Source organism: Pseudomonas sp. (assembly GCF_046581935.1).
Lineage (GTDB): Bacteria > Pseudomonadota > Gammaproteobacteria > Pseudomonadales > Pseudomonadaceae > Aquipseudomonas.
Genome location: NZ_JAYGFK010000014.1, coordinates 160,223 through 174,494 on the forward strand (window position 1 = coordinate 160,223; position 14,272 = coordinate 174,494).

Genomic DNA, 14,272 nt, shown 5'->3' on the forward strand with positions numbered 1-14,272 from the left:
CGGGCGCACGATGGTCACTGATTTATATAAGGAAGATGATTGATGAGCGTGGTGCTTGGAGACGCCTTGTCGCTACTGCTGTTTCGTTTGCACAGCGGCCGCTTGCTGGGGATCAACCTGCTCAAGGTTCAGGAAATCATTCCGTGCCCAGTACTGACCAAACTGCCGAGTCGTCATCCTCATGTACGTGGCGTGGCCACTTTGCGTGGTTCGGCATTGACAGTTATTGACCTGGCCAAAGCTATAGGCGAGCAAGGGGTGCCTGGTAGTAATGATGGTTGCCTGATCGTTACTGAACTCAGCCGCTCGCGTCAGGGCCTGCACGTACAAAGCGTGGAGCGCATCGTGCAGTGTTACACCCGTGATGTCCGTCCGCCGCCGGCAGGTTCTGGCAGCAAAGCCTTTATCACTGGGGTAACGCAGATCGATGGCAAGATCGTGCAAATTCTCGATATTGAAAAAGTACTTCACGAACTCGCGCCTGTGATTGTCGAGGAGCTTGACGAGCAATTGCTCTCTGAGAGTGAGCGAGAGCTGCTCAAGGGCCGGCGTGTGCTAGTAGTAGACGACTCCCACGTGGCCTTGCATCAGACAATGATTACTCTGCGCAAGCTCGAGCTGGATTGTCAGATGGTGCGTAGCGCCGCGGGTGCACTTGAATTACTGCAGGCACAGCATGACGCTGGAAAGCCCATTGAGGTACTGGTGTCGGATATCGAAATGCCGGAAATGGACGGCTACGATCTCGTTCGCACGCTGCGTAAGAAGCCCGATATCGGGCAGATCTATGTACTTCTGCACACTTCGCTCGACAGCACCATGAACACTGAAAAAGCCAATGCAGTGGGTGCTAATGACGTGCTGACCAAGTTCTCAACAGTCGACCTGAGCAAGGCTCTGGTGCGCGCATTCGAAAGTTTGCACTAGGTTTTGCAATACCCACAAAAAAGCCCGCGTTTAGCGGGCTTTTTTGTGGGTTGCGATTGCTTTTCATAAACAATGTGAACTTGAAAGTGGCCGAGAAACAGGGGGCTAACCAGCGACCTTCTCGTCCCGAACGAGGCTCTTTACCAAGCGGTGCTGCACAGCAAGTGGGCTTATTCCGTACTGAAGTTTTTACCGCTCGAAGGTTCGACCCTTCAGATCTCTATCAGCCAGGCGCTAGAAATGCGTATGGCTTAACCCAGGCGGCGCGGTAAAAAAACGGGCGACGCCTGGTGCTTGGCTTAAAGCTCTTTGACGGTGCGTACCTGATCTTTGTTGACCTTGGCGCGCTTGCCATCGAGTTGTTCGAACTCGTAGAAGCCCGAATCCTCATCAAAGCTTGGCTCGTCTGTAGTCTGGATCTCGCGGCCGTCATTGAGAGTGATCACCGTTGGTGATGCGCAACCTGTCAGCGCAGCCAGGCCCAAGGTAAGCAGCAATGCTGGAATGATCCGCTGATTCATAAGGTTCTCCTTGATTAAATAGATGTTTTACCCAGCTTGTGACGGAACTTTGCCTGCCAAGTTCCCTGGTAAATGTTGATCAGTGCCGGGTAAGCAGTTCTGGCGTATTGAGGTTGGCCAAGCGAGGGTCGTCGGCCGGACATTCTACGGTCAGTGGTGACAGGCTACGCAACCAGCGCTGGGGGCTGCGTTCACCCGCTTGCCAGGCCCGTTGCAGATCGGCTTGCAGTGCACTCGGGATAATGCTGAATAGCGGCTCGATAAATTCGCCCTGACGAATCACCACCACGCGCTCACCAGCATGGCTCAGCAGGCTGTGTAACAGTGCGCTGTCGAGTTGCGGGGCGTCACACGGCAGGACTAGCAGGTTGGGCCGGCGTGCTGCACGTAGGCCTGCACGGATACCGGCCAATGGGCCGAGAAAACCAGCGTCATCATCGGCAACCAGTTGATCGGCAAACGGCGCATAACACTCGGCGTTGCGGTTGCAGGAGATGATCAGATCATCAGTCAGTGGCCGCACAAGGTCGTGCAACCAGGCAATCATTGGTCGCCCTTGCCAGTCGAGCAGGCCCTTGTCGGCACCGCCCATGCGTTGCCCGCGGCCGCCTGCAAGCAGCAGAACTGAACAGTTGTATGGGTTGCTGGGGGCGGGCATGCAGAGCCTCCTAAAGCGGGCCTGTGATATAACGGCGGGCATTATTGCCCATAACTGGAAGCCTGCCATGAGCCACAAGGCCGACGCACATTTCGTGCCCTTGAATATCGCGGTTTTGACCGTCAGCGACACTCGTAGTCTAGCTACCGATACCTCTGGCCAGTTGTTGGTGGATCGTTTGCAGGCCGCTGGCCATCAGCTCGCTGCACGGGCTTTGCTGAAGGACGATTTGTACAAGATTCGCGCTCAGGTAGCGACCTGGATTGCCGAAGATCAGGTGCAGGTGGTGCTGGTTACGGGCGGCACAGGTTTTACCGGCCGTGACAGCACCCCGGAAGCGGTGGCCTGCTTGTTGGACAAACACGTCGACGGTTTTGGCGAGCTATTCCGGCAGATTTCTGTGGCGGATATCGGCACCTCCACTATCCAGTCGCGCGCATTGGCCGGCTTGGCCAATGGCACGCTGGTGTGCTGCCTGCCGGGTTCGACCAATGCCTGTCGTACTGCTTGGGATGGCATTCTTAGTGAGCAATTGGATAACCGTCATCGGCCGTGCAATTTTGTCCCGCACCTGAAGCCTGTGGCCGCCTGCGAGAGCCGTGGATGAGCGGCTGCGATAAGCCTGGTTTGATGCCGGTTGAAACGGCGCTGGCGCGTTTGCTGGTGCAGGCCGAGGCCAGCGCGATTGTTGAAACCGAGCTGGTTAACTTGAGCGAGGCCGCTGGCCGGGTTTTGGCCGCGCCGCTGATTGCCACCCTGGATCTGCCACCTTGGCACAACAGTGCCATGGACGGTTATGCCCTGCGGCTAGGCGATTGGAGCGGCGAGCCGCTGCTCGTGAGTCAGCGGATTCAGGCTGGCAGCGCGCCGGCAGCATTGCAGCCAGGCACTTGCGCGCGAATTTTTACCGGCGCGCCCTTACCGGCCGGTGCCGACACGGTGGAAATGCAGGAAAACGCGGTACTTGATGAAGAGGGTCGCGTGTCTTTTAGCGAGCCACTGAAACTGGGGCAGAACGTGCGGCCGCAGGGACAGGAAACCCGTGTGGGCGATAGCGTATTACCCGTAGGCACCCGCCTTGGGCCGATTGAGCTGGGTTTGGCCGCTTCACTGGGCTGTGCCGAGTTGACGGTACGCCGTCGGCCGCGCGTGGCTGTGCTGTCTACGGGTGATGAGCTGGTTGAGCCGGGTCAGCCGCTGGGCCCTGGACAGATCTACAACAGCAACCGACGTTTACTGATCGCCTGGCTGCAGCGTTTGGGCTGCGAGGTCATTGATGGCGGCATTCTGCTTGATGACCTAGAGCTGACGCGTGCAGCGCTGGGTGCGTTGAGCCACGTTGACCTGATTCTCTCCACGGGCGGTGTGTCGGTGGGGGAGGCGGATTTCCTCGGCATGGCCCTGCGTGAAGAGGGCGAGCTGGCGCTGTGGAAATTGGCGATTAAACCGGGCAAACCACTGACCTGTGGGCAGTTCCGTGGTGTGCCGGTTATTGGTCTGCCGGGCAACCCGGCGTCGACCCTGGTGACCTTTGGTCTGCTCGCACGGCCTTATCTGTTGCGTCGTTTGGGTGTTCAGCGGGTTGAGCCGCTGGGTTTCCCGATGCCAGCGGGCTTTGTCTGGAGCAAACCGGGCAAGCGCCGCGAGTACCTGCGCGCGCGTCTGGAAAATGGCCGGGTTGTGCCTTATCCGAACCAGAGCTCCGGGGTGCTGCGCAGCGCCGCCTGGGCTGAGGGTTTTGCCGAGGTATTGGAAGATACGACGCTGGCCGAGGGCGATAGCCTGAGGTTCATTCCGTTGAGCGAAATTCTGGGGTAAGTCACCTGAGCATTGATGGGCTACGCCGCTGCGCTGCTAATCCATCCTACGGTTTTCAAGGATGGGCTAGGTAGGATGGATGGATGGAGCACAGCGATACCCATCAACGGACGTTGCCAGATCGCGCCTATGGGTATCGCAAGCTCAACCAGCGTGCCCCGACCCATCCTACGTATTGCGTTGGCGCTCGCGGAATTCGCCCGGGGTCTGCCCGGTCCAGGCCTTGAAGCTGCGGTGGAACGAGCGCGATTCGGTAAAGCCCAGGTAGCTGGCGATATCCTGAATGGCCAGGTCGCTGCGCAGCAGGTAGTGCTCGGCCAGCTCCTGGCGCAACTCATCGAGAATCTGCTGGTAGCTGGTGCCGGCCAACTGCAGATGACGCTGCAGGGTGCGCACCGTCATATTGAATTTTTCCGCCACGCGCTCTTTGCGTGGCAAGCCGTCCTTGAGCAATAAGCGCAGGGCGTTCTTCACCCGTTGTGGCAGCGGCTCGTTGTCGTCCAATCCGGCCATCAGGGTCAGCGCATGTTCTTCCAGCGTGCGCAGCAGGCTGGCGTCGGCCTGACGCAGCGGCGCCTTGAGGTAGTCCAGCGGCACAATCAACGCATTACAGCTTTGCTCGAAGTGGATTGGGCAGCCGAACACTGCTTGATACTCATCCAGCGCCACGCCTTCTGGCTGCGCATGCTCGAACCAGACTTCCCGGGGCGAGCGGTCCATGTCGGCGATCCAGCGGGCATACAGCAGCCATGAGGCCAGTACGTCCTCCACCATATGTCGGCGGATCGGTTCAGCCTGATGCCGGCAGGTCCAGATCATCATGACGTGATCGTTCGCCGCCTCGATCCGGCTGACACCCATGTCGCCCACCAGCTTTTCATAGGGTGCGATGCGGCCCATGGCCTCGCCCAAGGTCGCGCAGTTCATGGTGATATATCCCAGCACGCTCCAAGAGCCCGGCAGCACAAAGCGCGCGCTGTGCAGGCCGAACAGCGGGTCGCCGGACACCCGTAGCAAGTGCGCGAGCAGGCGTTCGTGGGTTTCGCTGGGGAGGCGTTTGCTGTTGTCGGCTAAGTCGTTGGCGTTGATGCCGGCTGCCGTCAGTGTTTGCTCGGTATCTAGGCCCAACTGTTCGGCATGGCGCAGGTATTTCAGCAGTGCAGGGACAGAGGTGTAGCCGAGGTTGTCGGTCATTTTCTTATTCTGAATGTCTTGATTAGCGATAGCGCCTGGCTTGATTCGACAGTGACGCTCTTGAGCGGCCAGCTAGTATAGGCAGCCATTGAGGTTGACTGAAATATCCGGGGGCAACAGATGCGACGTTGGAATGGCTGGGGTGATGAGGCGACCGTGGTGGAGCTGCCTGCCCATGGCGAGCGTTTTCTAGCCGAGCTGATCGGCCCCGGTCAGCCGCTTGCCGATGCCAGCCTGGAGCAGGTGCTGGCGCAGGTGCCGGCCTCGCGACTGCAGGCGCATCCGCTGATTTGCCTGAACGCCGAAGACCGTGTGCGGCACGCGCGTGGCCAGAGCCTGGCGGACTGGCTGGCGATGCGCTCGGGTGATTTTGGCGTATTCCCCGATGGTGTGGCCTACCCGGAGAGCGCCGCGCAGATCCGCGAGTTGCTGGCCTGGGCCAGCCAGCAGGACCTGATCGTGATTCCCTATGGTGGCGGCACCTCGGTGGCTGGGCATATCAACCCGCAGGCTGGCAGCAAACCGGTGCTGACCCTGTCGCTTGAACGTATGAGCAAGCTGGTCGAAATCGACCACGACAGCCTGATCGCCACCTTCGGTCCTGGCGCCAATGGCCCGCAGGTGGAAAACCAGTTGCGCGCTCAGGGTTATACCCTTGGGCATTTTCCGCAGTCCTGGGAGTTATCGACGCTTGGCGGTTGGGTAGCCAGCCGTTCCAGCGGCCAGCAGTCGCTGCGTTACGGGCGCATTGAGCAACTGTTTGCCGGTGGTAAGGTTGAGACCTTCGCCGGCACCCTGGAAATTCCGACCTTCCCGGCATCTGCAGCCGGGCCGGACCTGCGGGAAATCCTGATGGGCTCGGAAGGGCGCTTCGGCATCATTTCCGAGGTCAAGGTGCGTATCACTCGCTTGGCCGAACAGGAGCATTTCTACGCCGTATTCCTGCCCAACTGGCAGCAGGCGCTGAGCGCTATTCGCAACCTGGCCCAGGCGCGGGTGCCGCTGTCGATGCTGCGCCTGTCGAATGCCATCGAAACCAAAACCCAGCTGGCCCTGGCCGGCCATCCGCAGCAGATCGCCTGGTTGGAGAAATACCTGGCCTTACGCGGCGCGCGCGATGGCAAATGCATGCTGACCTTTGGCGTCACCGGTAGCCGTACACAGAACGCCGCGTCGTTAAAACAGGCGAAGCAACTGCTCAAGGGTTTCGGCGGGGTGTTTACCGGCACTCTGCTCGGTAAAAAATGGGCAGAAAACCGTTTCCGTTTCCCCTACCTGCGCCACGGCCTGTGGGCTGCTGGTTACGCGGTCGATACCCTGGAAACCGCCACCGACTGGAGCAACGTCGATAGCCTGCTGAACAAGCTCGAAGCCAGCCTGCGCAACGGCCTGAGTGAAGAGGGCGAGCAGGTGCATGTGTTTACTCACCTGTCGCATGTCTACAACGAAGGGTCGAGCATCTACACCACCTATGTGTTTCGCCCTGGCAGCAGTTATGCAGAGGCCATGGCGCGCTGGCAGAAGCTCAAACATGCTGCCTGCCTGACCATCGCCGAGAACCGTGGCACCATTAGCCATCAGCACGGAGTGGGTCGTGATCATGCGCCTTACCTACCGGTAGAGAAGGGCGAGCTGGGCATGGCCACGCTCAAGGCGTTGGCCGGGCACTTCGACCCTGAGCAGCGCCTGGCCCCTGGCGTGTTGATTCAGGATTGATGATGACTCAGTGGAACGCCGTCTGGCGCGAGCAGGCACTGCCTGAACTGGCCGCGCGCGACTGGGATCTGATCGTTGTGGGCGGCGGCATCAGCGGTGCCGGCATTCTGCGTGAAGCGGCGCGGCGCGGCTGGAAATGCCTACTTTTGGAACAGCGCGATTTCGCCTGGGGCACTTCCAGCCGCTCGTCGAAGATGGTCCACGGTGGGCTGCGCTATATCGCCAAGGGCCAGTTTGGCCTGACCCGTGACTCGGTGCGTGAGCGCGAGCGCCTGCTGCGCGAAGCGCCGGGGCTGGTCGATCCGCTGAGTTTTATCATGGCTCATTACCAGGGCGGCTTTCCTGGCCCACGGGTTTTTGGCGGGCTATTGACGGTGTATGACGCCCTGGCGGGTAAGCGCAACCACCTGTATTACCCGCTGCAGCAGTTACGGTATTTGGCACCTGGTTTGAAAACCGCAGGCTTGCAAGGCGGTACGCAGTTTTTTGATGCGGTGACTGACGACGCGCGGCTGGTGCAGCGGGTGCTCGGTGAGGCCCGCGCCGAGGGCGGCGAAGCGTTGAACGGCATGCGTGTGGTCGATTTGCTGCGTGAGGAGGGGCGGGTTGTCGGCTTGCTCGCTGAGGACCGTGAAACCGGCCGGCGTTATACCTTCAACAGCCGCGCTGTGGCCCAGGCAACCGGCGCGTGGGCTGATCAACTGCGCAACAAGAACGGGCTTGAACATATTCGCCCGTTGCGCGGCAGCCATCTGCTGGTTCCGGCCTGGCGGTTACCGGTGGCGCATGCCTTTAGCTTTATCCACGCCAGCGATAAGCGGCCGGTGTTTGTTTTCCCCTGGGAGGGCGCGACCGTCATCGGCACCACTGATCTCGATCACCCCGCGCCGCTGAGTGAGGAGGCGCGGATCAGTGCCGATGAGGTGGATTATCTGCTGACGGCCTGCGCTCAGCAGTTCCCAGCCGCTGCGATTGGTGCTGCGGATGTGTTGTCGAGCTGGGCCGGGGTGCGTCCAGTGGTCAGTGATGGCAGCGAGGGGCGCAAACCGTCTGATGAAAAACGCGAGCATGCGCTGTGGGTTGAGCCGGGTTGCGTCACGCTGGCCGGGGGCAAGCTGACGACTTTCCGTTTGCTGGCGCTGGAGGTGTTGCAGGCTTGTGCGCCGATGGTCGGGCGTACGGTGGAGGATCATGGCGCTGCGACTTTTGCTTTGCTCTCCTGTCAGCCGCATCCACAACTAAGTCCCGCCCAGTACAAACGCCTGCTGGGCCGCTATGGCCGGGCGCTGCCGGCGTTGCTGGTATTGCTCGATCAGCTGGGTGCTGAACCGGTGGTCGGCACGAACACGCTCTGGGCTGAGCTGGCCTGGGCCGCCGAGCAGGAGCTGGTGTTGCACCTGGATGACTTGCTGCTTCGGCGCACGCGCTTGGGGTTGTTACTGGCGTGTGGGGGCGTAGCCGAATTGCCGCGTATTCGTGCGTTATGCCAAGCCCGTTTAGGTTGGGATGACGCGCGCTGGCAGCAGGAGCAGCAGGCTTACCTGCAGTTGTGGCAGCGTTGCTACAGCCTGCCAGCAGATAGCTGATTAACAGTAGTCGGATGCAATCCGGGAGCGGCTACCCCGGATTACATCCGGCTACAGCGTGTATTTACAGAAAGGGTTGTGCCTTGAGCGATAAAAACTACCTGCTGGCCATCGATAACGGCACCCAGAGCATCAGGGCGCTGCTGTTCGATCTTCACGGCAATCTGCTTGGCAAGGGCAAGGTGGAGCTTGAAGCCTATTACTCGAAACAGCCTGGCTGGGCTGAACAGGACCCAGAGTATTACTGGAACAGCCTGGGGCAGGCCTGTGCGCAACTGTGGCAGCAGGTGGACATCGACCGTCGGCAGATTAAAGGTGTATCGCTGACAACTCAGCGCGGCACAGTGATCAATGTTGATGAGCAAGGCCAAGCGCTACGCCCGGCAATACTTTGGCTGGATCAACGGCAAGCTGATGTGCGCGAGCCCATCAAGGGGCCTTGGGGTTGGCTGTTCAAACTGACTGGGCTACGGGCGGCGGTGGACCATTTTCGTGGCCAGGCCGAGGTCAACTGGATCGCGCAAAACCAGCCAGAGGTCTGGGCCAAAACCCATAAGGTGCTGCTGCTCTCGGGCTTTCTTACACATCGTCTGTGCGGACAATTTGTCGACTCCTTGGCCGCTTGTGTGGCCTATCTGCCATTTGATTACAGGCATTTGCGCTGGGCTAAACCGCGCGATTGGAAATGGCAGGCCCTGTCGGTGCGTCGCGAGCAGTTGCCGGAGCTGCGCAAGCCAGGGGCGTTGCTGGGCCATATCAGTGCGACGGCCAGCCGCCACACCGGCATTCCTGAAGGGTTGCCGTTGATTGCTGCCGGCGCTGACAAAGCCTGCGAAGTGCTGGGGGCAGGCGGGCAGGCGGAAAATATGGCCTGCCTGTCTTATGGCACGACAGCGACGATCAACACCACTCGCAGTCGCTACTTGGAGATAACGCCACTGTTGCCAGCGTATCCGTCGGTCATTCCCGATCACTTCAACAGCGAAGTGATGATCTATCGCGGCTTTTGGATGGTCAGTTGGTTCAAGCAGGAGTTTGGTCTGCGTGAGATGCAGCGTGCCAAGGAACTGGGCGTTGAGGCCGAAGTGTTGTTCGATGAATTGGTCAACAGCGTGCCTGCCGGGTCCATGGGCTTAATATTGCAGCCTTATTGGACGCCGGGGCTACGCGAACCAGGGTTGGAAGCCAAAGGTTCGATCATCGGTTTTGGCGACGTACACACCCGCGCGCACATCTACCGGGCCATTCTAGAAGGGCTGGCTTACGCCCTGCGCCAGGGCAGGGAAAAAATCGAGAAACGTTCGGGTACACGCATCACTCGCCTGCGGGTTTCAGGTGGTGGCTCGCAAAGCGATGCAGCCATGCAGCTGACAGCCGATATCTTCGGGCTACCGGCCGAGCGGCCACATTTGTATGAAACCAGTGGTTTGGGTGCGGCCATCAACTGTGCGGTAGGGCTAGGCCTGTACCCGGACTACCCCACAGCACTTGCGGCGATGACCCGGGTTGGTCAGGTATTCACCCCAAATCCTGAGGCGCAGCGCATCTATCAGCAGCTCTACACGCGGGTTTATCAACACATGTACAAGCAGCTCAAACCGCTGTACCAGACCATCCGCAAAATCACCGGTTACCCGGCTTAACGCGATTTCGCGGCGCACATAAACTGCTACGCCGCGAAGCCACTGCTGCCGGTCAGGCCACATCCACCAGGATTATTTCACTGTCTTCGATGGCTGTTATGCGAATTACTTCAACATCGCTGACTGCCACACCATCACGGGTCTGAGCGGTAATGCCGTTCACCTCGATGCTGCCGCTGGCCGCAACCAGGTAGGCCTTGCGTGCTGCGCCAATTGGGTACTCGGCACTTTGTCCCGCCTGCAAGGTAGCCGCTGCCATCCGTGCGTTGCTGCGAATCGGCAGAGCATCCGTGTCTTCGGCAAAACCGCTGGCCAGTGTTACAAAGGCACCGGTGCGCTCACCTTTAGGGAACGGCTTGGCCCCCCAGGATGGCGGCAGGCCTGACTGGTTGGGTTGAATCCAGATCTGGAAGATTTTCGTGGTGTCGTCTTCCAGGTTGTATTCACTGTGGGCAATCCCTGTGCCGGCGCTCATTACCTGTACATCACCGGCTTCGGTACGGCCATGGTTACCCAGGTTGTCCTTGTGGGTGATGGCGCCTTGGCGTACATAGGTGATGATCTCCATGTCGCGGTGCGGGTGGGTCGGAAAGCCGGTGTGCGGGGCGATTTCATCATCGTTCCAAACGCGCAGCGGGCCCCAGTTCATCCGTGCCGGATCATAGTATTCGGCAAAGGAGAAGTGATGACGGGCATTCAGCCAGCCGTGATGGGCACCGCCGAGTTCGGCGAAGGGGCGTACTTCGATCATCTGCGTATCCTCTTTGATGAACACCAGCGCCTGATGGCGTGTGCTCGTTGTCGATGGATAGATGATCTAATAAATCAATACGATTAAAAATGCGTAATTTCTGTGTTTAATTATCAGATTAATAGATGATTAATCGTGGCAGGCCATGCTGTCGAATATCTGCCTGAGGTGTGACGAGGATGTCGGGAATGCAAGAACGTAAAGCGCTATTGATCCTGCACGGCAAGCAAGCCCTCAATGATGAGGTGCGAAATGCCGTGAACACGCGGCGTCAAGACGGTTGGCAACTGGATGTGCGCCTCACTTGGGAGGGCGGTGACGCGCAGCGCCTGGTTAAGGAGGCGCTGCAGGCGGGCTATCCGACCCTGATCGCCGGCGGCGGAGATGGCACCTTGCGTGATGTGGCTGAAGCCATGGCGCTAGCAAAAACCAGCGCCAGTTTGGCGTTGTTGCCATTGGGCACCGCCAATGATTTCGCTCATGCTGCCGGAGTACCGCTTGAGCCCTTAGCGGCATTAGGCCTGCTGGATGAGCCAGCGCAGCCGATAGACCTGGGCGAAGTGGATGGCCAGCTATTTCTCAATATGGCCACGGGCGGTTTTGGTTCTAATGTCACGGCCAATACCCCGGAAGAGCTCAAGCGTGTGCTCGGTGGCGCGGCGTATTTACTGACCGGTCTGAGCCGTTTCGCCGAAGTGCGCTCATCCTTTGGCCGTTTCAGTGGGCCTGACTTCGAGTGGCAAGGTGAGTTTCTTGCCCTCGGTATCGGTAATGGCCGTCAAGCCGGTGGCGGTCACATATTATGCCCGCAGGCGCGGGTTAATGATGGCTTGCTGGATGTGTGTATTGTTCCTGCTTCGATCGATGTAGTGAGCACCCTGGGCGCGCTGTTATCGGGTGGTATCAAAGGGCTGCAGACTGCTGCATTGAGCGTGCGGTTACCCTGGTTGGAGGTGGATGCGCCTGCAGGGTTAGATGTCAACATTGATGGTGAGCCGCTGGCGAGTCGGCAGCTGCGTTTTACTGCGTTACCGGCGGCTTTGCGTGTACATCTGCCGGTGCACTCACCGCTTCTAAAAGAATAACGGGTAGAAGGATGCCGGCTGCCTTCAGATGGGTGGCTTATGGCCGATATATCAAGCGTAGCTATTTGAGCTAGGCTAGATCGATAAGTGAACAGGAGCGCATGATGGCTGGCATTCTCGACTCGGTGAACCAACGCACCCAACTGGTGGGCGAGAATCGCCTGGAAATTTTGATGTTTCGCCTGACGGGGCGGCAGCTGTTTGCGATCAACGTGTTTAAGGTGCAGGAAGTCCTGCAAATGCCCAAGCTGACCTTGATGCCACAGCGTCATCGGTTTGTTTGTGGCGTGGTTAACCTGCGTGGCCAGACCTTGCCAGTGATTGATCTGTCCCAGGCCATAGGCATGCGGCCCATCGTGCCAGATGAGCGCAGCACCATCATCGTGACTGAGTACAACCGCTCGGTGCAGGCATTCCTGGTTGGAGGTGTCGAGCGCATCCTCAACCTCAATTGGGAGTCTATCTTGCCGCCTCCGGGTGGGGCAGGGCGTCAGCATTACCTAACGGCGATTACCAAGGTTGAAGATCAGATTGTTGAGGTCATCGACGTTGAAAAGGTGCTGGCAGAAATCACCCCAATGAGCACCAAGGTATCCCCGGAGAAACTCGCTGATCCTATATTGGAGCATGCCCGTGGTCGTGAAGTGCTGCTGGTGGACGATTCCAACGTGGCAATGAGTCAGCTCAAGGGCACCATGGCGCAGTTGGATATCCGTTGCCATGCGGCGAGTGACGGTTTGCGAGCCCTTAACCTGCTGAAAAGCTGGGCAGACTCAGGGGTTGATGTGCACGAGAAGCTGTTGATGGTGATCACTGATGCGGAAATGCCGGAGATGGACGGCTACCGTTTGACCACTGAAATTCGCAACGACCCTCGCCTCAAAGACCTCTACGTAGTGCTGCACACCTCACTCTCCGGTAGCTTCAATGAGGCAATGGTGAAGAAGGTAGGCTGCGATAACTTCCTCTCCAAATTCCAGCCGGACAAACTGGTAGATGTGGTGCGCGAGCGTCTAGCACTGCTGCACCCGGCAGAATAAACCGAGCGCGAGCATCAGCCCCTGCGTTATTCGCTCAACCGCTGGCGCAGGTATTCGATGCGCTCACGGTTGACGTCAAAATCCTTGTAGCCCAGGCGGGACGCCGAACGAACATCGACGGCTGTTGCGCCTATATGGAACTCCACGTCGTCAACAAAGCGCATCAGTCGGCTGCTGAACTCCGCGCGCAAATAACCCGGTGCTTCACCCACTAAATTTACCCGTGGCTCGCTCTTGAGGATGGCCTTGAGGCGGGCCTGGGTTTGCTCGGCAGTGCCCGTTAGCAGTAGTGGTGCAATGGCGTGGCGGGAGTCAGTGGCTTGGCTGTTCACGCAGTTAGGTGAGTCCGGGCAAGCGGCCAGGTGGCCGTCATGTAGGCCCAAGTTATCCGGCGGATTGCCGCTGCAGGCACTGAGCAATAGTAAGAGAGGCAAGCTCAATACGGGCTTGTGAGCGATACGGGTTACTCGTATAAGTGCGTTTTGCCAAAGGGAAACTGGGTTCATGTTGCATCTCTCCGGGTTGTACCGTTATCCACTGAAATCCGCGGCAGGTGAGGCCTTGGATGAAACGGCCCTGGATGCCTTGGGCGTGCAGGGTGATCGTCGCTGGATGGTAGTCGATGCGCAAACAGGACGCTTCTTGACCCAGCGTTTACTGGCGCAGATGACTCAGCTGCAGGCGTGTTGGCAGGGCAGCACACACTTGCTGTTGAGCGCGCCAGGTATGGCTGACATGCAGGTGATGGTGCCGGATGAGCAGGCTCCGCTGCGTGGCGTAACCATCTGGCGCGATAGCTTACCGGTGCCGGATGCTGGCGATATGGCCGCGCAGTGGCTAAGCCAGTTGCTTGGCCGTGCCTGTCGCCTGGTGTATGTCTCGGAACCATGTGCACGGCAGGTCGACACGGCCTATGCCGCAGTGGGCGATAAGGTGGCGTTTGCCGATGGCTTCCCTTTGTTGCTGATTGGCCAAGCGTCGCTGGATGACCTGTCGGCGCGGGTCGGCCGGCCGTTGCCGATGCTGCGTTTTCGGCCGAATCTGGTGGTCAGTGGCAGCGAGCCTTATGCCGAAGATAGCTGGAAGCGGATTCGCATTGGTGAGCTGGAGTTCCGCGTGGTCAAGGGCTGTTCGCGCTGCATCATGACCACCCTCGACCCACAAACCGGCGAACGCAGCGCCGACCGTGAGCCGCTGGTGACCTTGAAAACCTACCGTGAGCGCGATGGTGAGGTTTATTTCGGGCAAAACTTGATTGCCTGTGGCGAGGGCCACCTGCGTCTGGATATGCCGGTGCAGGTGCTGGAGTAGGGCGGGAATGCACGCTCGGCAG

Annotated in this window: 14 protein-coding genes; 9 read left to right on the forward strand and 5 right to left on the reverse strand. The window is 59.2% G+C overall.

The window, feature by feature from the left end; translation table 11 throughout:
• The first annotated feature begins 42 nt into the window (after nt 1–42).
• Complete coding sequence (locus tag VCA57_RS11560) at nt 43–927, forward strand: chemotaxis protein CheV (RefSeq protein ID WP_411185167.1); 885 nt, start codon at nt 43–45, stop codon at nt 925–927.
• A 299-nt stretch (nt 928–1,226) separates the two neighbouring features.
• Here the strand turns inward: VCA57_RS11560 and VCA57_RS11565 are convergent, their stop codons facing one another.
• Nucleotides 1,227–1,448 carry a YgdI/YgdR family lipoprotein gene (locus tag VCA57_RS11565; protein WP_411185168.1) on the reverse strand — a complete coding sequence of 74 codons (222 nt, stop codon included), beginning with the start codon at nt 1,446–1,448 and terminating at the stop codon, nt 1,227–1,229.
• 79 nt (nt 1,449–1,527) lie between these two features.
• Nucleotides 1,528–2,106, reverse strand: a complete 579-nt coding sequence (gene mobA / locus VCA57_RS11570) for a molybdenum cofactor guanylyltransferase MobA (protein ID WP_411185169.1) — start codon at nt 2,104–2,106, stop codon at nt 1,528–1,530.
• A 67-nt stretch (nt 2,107–2,173) separates the two neighbouring features.
• On the opposite strand from mobA, the gene moaB reads away from it, so the two are divergent.
• Both moaB and glp read left to right on the forward strand, forming a co-directional pair.
• Nucleotides 2,174–2,713: a molybdenum cofactor biosynthesis protein B gene (moaB, locus tag VCA57_RS11575; protein WP_411185170.1), complete on the forward strand. Its 540-nt coding sequence runs from the start codon at nt 2,174–2,176 to the stop codon at nt 2,711–2,713.
• Nucleotides 2,710–3,924: a gephyrin-like molybdotransferase Glp gene (gene glp / locus VCA57_RS11580; protein ID WP_411185171.1), complete on the forward strand. Its 1,215-nt coding sequence runs from the start codon at nt 2,710–2,712 to the stop codon at nt 3,922–3,924. Before moaB ends, glp begins: the two co-directional genes overlap by 4 nt.
• 168 nt (nt 3,925–4,092) lie before the next feature.
• On the opposite strand, the gene VCA57_RS11585 is transcribed toward glp, so the two are convergent.
• Nucleotides 4,093–5,118 (reverse strand): AraC family transcriptional regulator, encoded by a 1,026-nt coding sequence (locus VCA57_RS11585; RefSeq protein ID WP_411185172.1) that lies wholly within the window; start codon nt 5,116–5,118, stop codon nt 4,093–4,095.
• Between the two features lie 120 nt (nt 5,119–5,238).
• Here VCA57_RS11585 and VCA57_RS11590 point away from each other — a divergent pair, with 120 nt between their 5' ends.
• The 3 genes from VCA57_RS11590 to VCA57_RS11600 all read left to right on the forward strand — a co-directional run bounded on the left by VCA57_RS11590 (nt 5,239) and on the right by VCA57_RS11600 (nt 10,063).
• Complete coding sequence (locus VCA57_RS11590; RefSeq protein ID WP_411185173.1) at nt 5,239–6,834, forward strand: FAD-binding oxidoreductase; 1,596 nt, start codon at nt 5,239–5,241, stop codon at nt 6,832–6,834.
• 2 nt (nt 6,835–6,836) lie between these two features.
• The gene (locus VCA57_RS11595) at nt 6,837–8,420 is read left to right on the forward strand and encodes an FAD-dependent oxidoreductase (protein ID WP_411185174.1); all 1,584 of its coding nucleotides are present in this window, start codon (nt 6,837–6,839) and stop codon (nt 8,418–8,420) included.
• A gap of 83 nt (nt 8,421–8,503) precedes the next feature.
• The gene (locus VCA57_RS11600) at nt 8,504–10,063 is read left to right on the forward strand and encodes an FGGY-family carbohydrate kinase (protein ID WP_411185175.1); all 1,560 of its coding nucleotides are present in this window, start codon (nt 8,504–8,506) and stop codon (nt 10,061–10,063) included.
• Between the two features lie 52 nt (nt 10,064–10,115).
• Here the strand turns inward: VCA57_RS11600 and VCA57_RS11605 are convergent, their stop codons facing one another.
• Nucleotides 10,116–10,814 carry a pirin family protein gene (locus VCA57_RS11605; RefSeq protein ID WP_411185176.1) on the reverse strand — a complete coding sequence of 233 codons (699 nt, stop codon included), beginning with the start codon at nt 10,812–10,814 and terminating at the stop codon, nt 10,116–10,118.
• A gap of 188 nt (nt 10,815–11,002) precedes the next feature.
• Here VCA57_RS11605 and yegS point away from each other — a divergent pair, with 188 nt between their 5' ends.
• Complete coding sequence (yegS, locus tag VCA57_RS11610; RefSeq protein ID WP_411185177.1) at nt 11,003–11,899, forward strand: lipid kinase YegS; 897 nt, start codon at nt 11,003–11,005, stop codon at nt 11,897–11,899.
• A gap of 104 nt (nt 11,900–12,003) precedes the next feature.
• On the forward strand, nt 12,004–12,939 hold the full coding sequence (locus tag VCA57_RS11615; RefSeq protein ID WP_411185178.1) for a chemotaxis protein CheV: 936 nt from the start codon (nt 12,004–12,006) through the stop codon (nt 12,937–12,939).
• A 26-nt stretch (nt 12,940–12,965) separates the two neighbouring features.
• Here the strand turns inward: VCA57_RS11615 and VCA57_RS11620 are convergent, their stop codons facing one another.
• Nucleotides 12,966–13,445 (reverse strand): DUF1499 domain-containing protein, encoded by a 480-nt coding sequence (locus VCA57_RS11620; RefSeq protein ID WP_411185180.1) that lies wholly within the window; start codon nt 13,443–13,445, stop codon nt 12,966–12,968.
• On the opposite strand from VCA57_RS11620, the gene VCA57_RS11625 reads away from it, so the two are divergent.
• On the forward strand, nt 13,444–14,250 hold the full coding sequence (locus VCA57_RS11625; RefSeq protein WP_411185181.1) for an MOSC domain-containing protein: 807 nt from the start codon (nt 13,444–13,446) through the stop codon (nt 14,248–14,250). The genes VCA57_RS11620 and VCA57_RS11625 overlap by 2 nt on opposite strands.
• Nucleotides 14,251–14,272 lie beyond the last annotated feature (22 nt).

Bases quoted from the DNA above. Each gene is read 5' to 3' on its own strand.
- VCA57_RS11560 (WP_411185167.1), top strand. From the start codon at position 43: ATGAGCGTGGTGCTTGGAGACGCCTTGTCGCTACTGCTGTTTCGTTTG.
- VCA57_RS11565 (WP_411185168.1), bottom strand. From the start codon at position 1,448: ATGAATCAGCGGATCATTCCAGCATTGCTGCTTACCTTGGGCCTGGCT.
- mobA (WP_411185169.1), bottom strand. From the start codon at position 2,106: ATGCCCGCCCCCAGCAACCCATACAACTGTTCAGTTCTGCTGCTTGCA.
- moaB (WP_411185170.1), top strand. From the start codon at position 2,174: ATGAGCCACAAGGCCGACGCACATTTCGTGCCCTTGAATATCGCGGTT.
- glp (WP_411185171.1), top strand. From the start codon at position 2,710: ATGAGCGGCTGCGATAAGCCTGGTTTGATGCCGGTTGAAACGGCGCTG.
- VCA57_RS11585 (WP_411185172.1), bottom strand. From the start codon at position 5,118: ATGACCGACAACCTCGGCTACACCTCTGTCCCTGCACTGCTGAAATAC.
- VCA57_RS11590 (WP_411185173.1), top strand. From the start codon at position 5,239: ATGCGACGTTGGAATGGCTGGGGTGATGAGGCGACCGTGGTGGAGCTG.
- VCA57_RS11595 (WP_411185174.1), top strand. From the start codon at position 6,837: ATGACTCAGTGGAACGCCGTCTGGCGCGAGCAGGCACTGCCTGAACTG.
- VCA57_RS11605 (WP_411185176.1), bottom strand. From the start codon at position 10,814: ATGATCGAAGTACGCCCCTTCGCCGAACTCGGCGGTGCCCATCACGGC.
- yegS (WP_411185177.1), top strand. From the start codon at position 11,003: ATGCAAGAACGTAAAGCGCTATTGATCCTGCACGGCAAGCAAGCCCTC.
- VCA57_RS11615 (WP_411185178.1), top strand. From the start codon at position 12,004: ATGGCTGGCATTCTCGACTCGGTGAACCAACGCACCCAACTGGTGGGC.
- VCA57_RS11625 (WP_411185181.1), top strand. From the start codon at position 13,444: ATGTTGCATCTCTCCGGGTTGTACCGTTATCCACTGAAATCCGCGGCA.
- VCA57_RS11620 (WP_411185180.1), bottom strand. From the start codon at position 13,445: ATGAACCCAGTTTCCCTTTGGCAAAACGCACTTATACGAGTAACCCGT.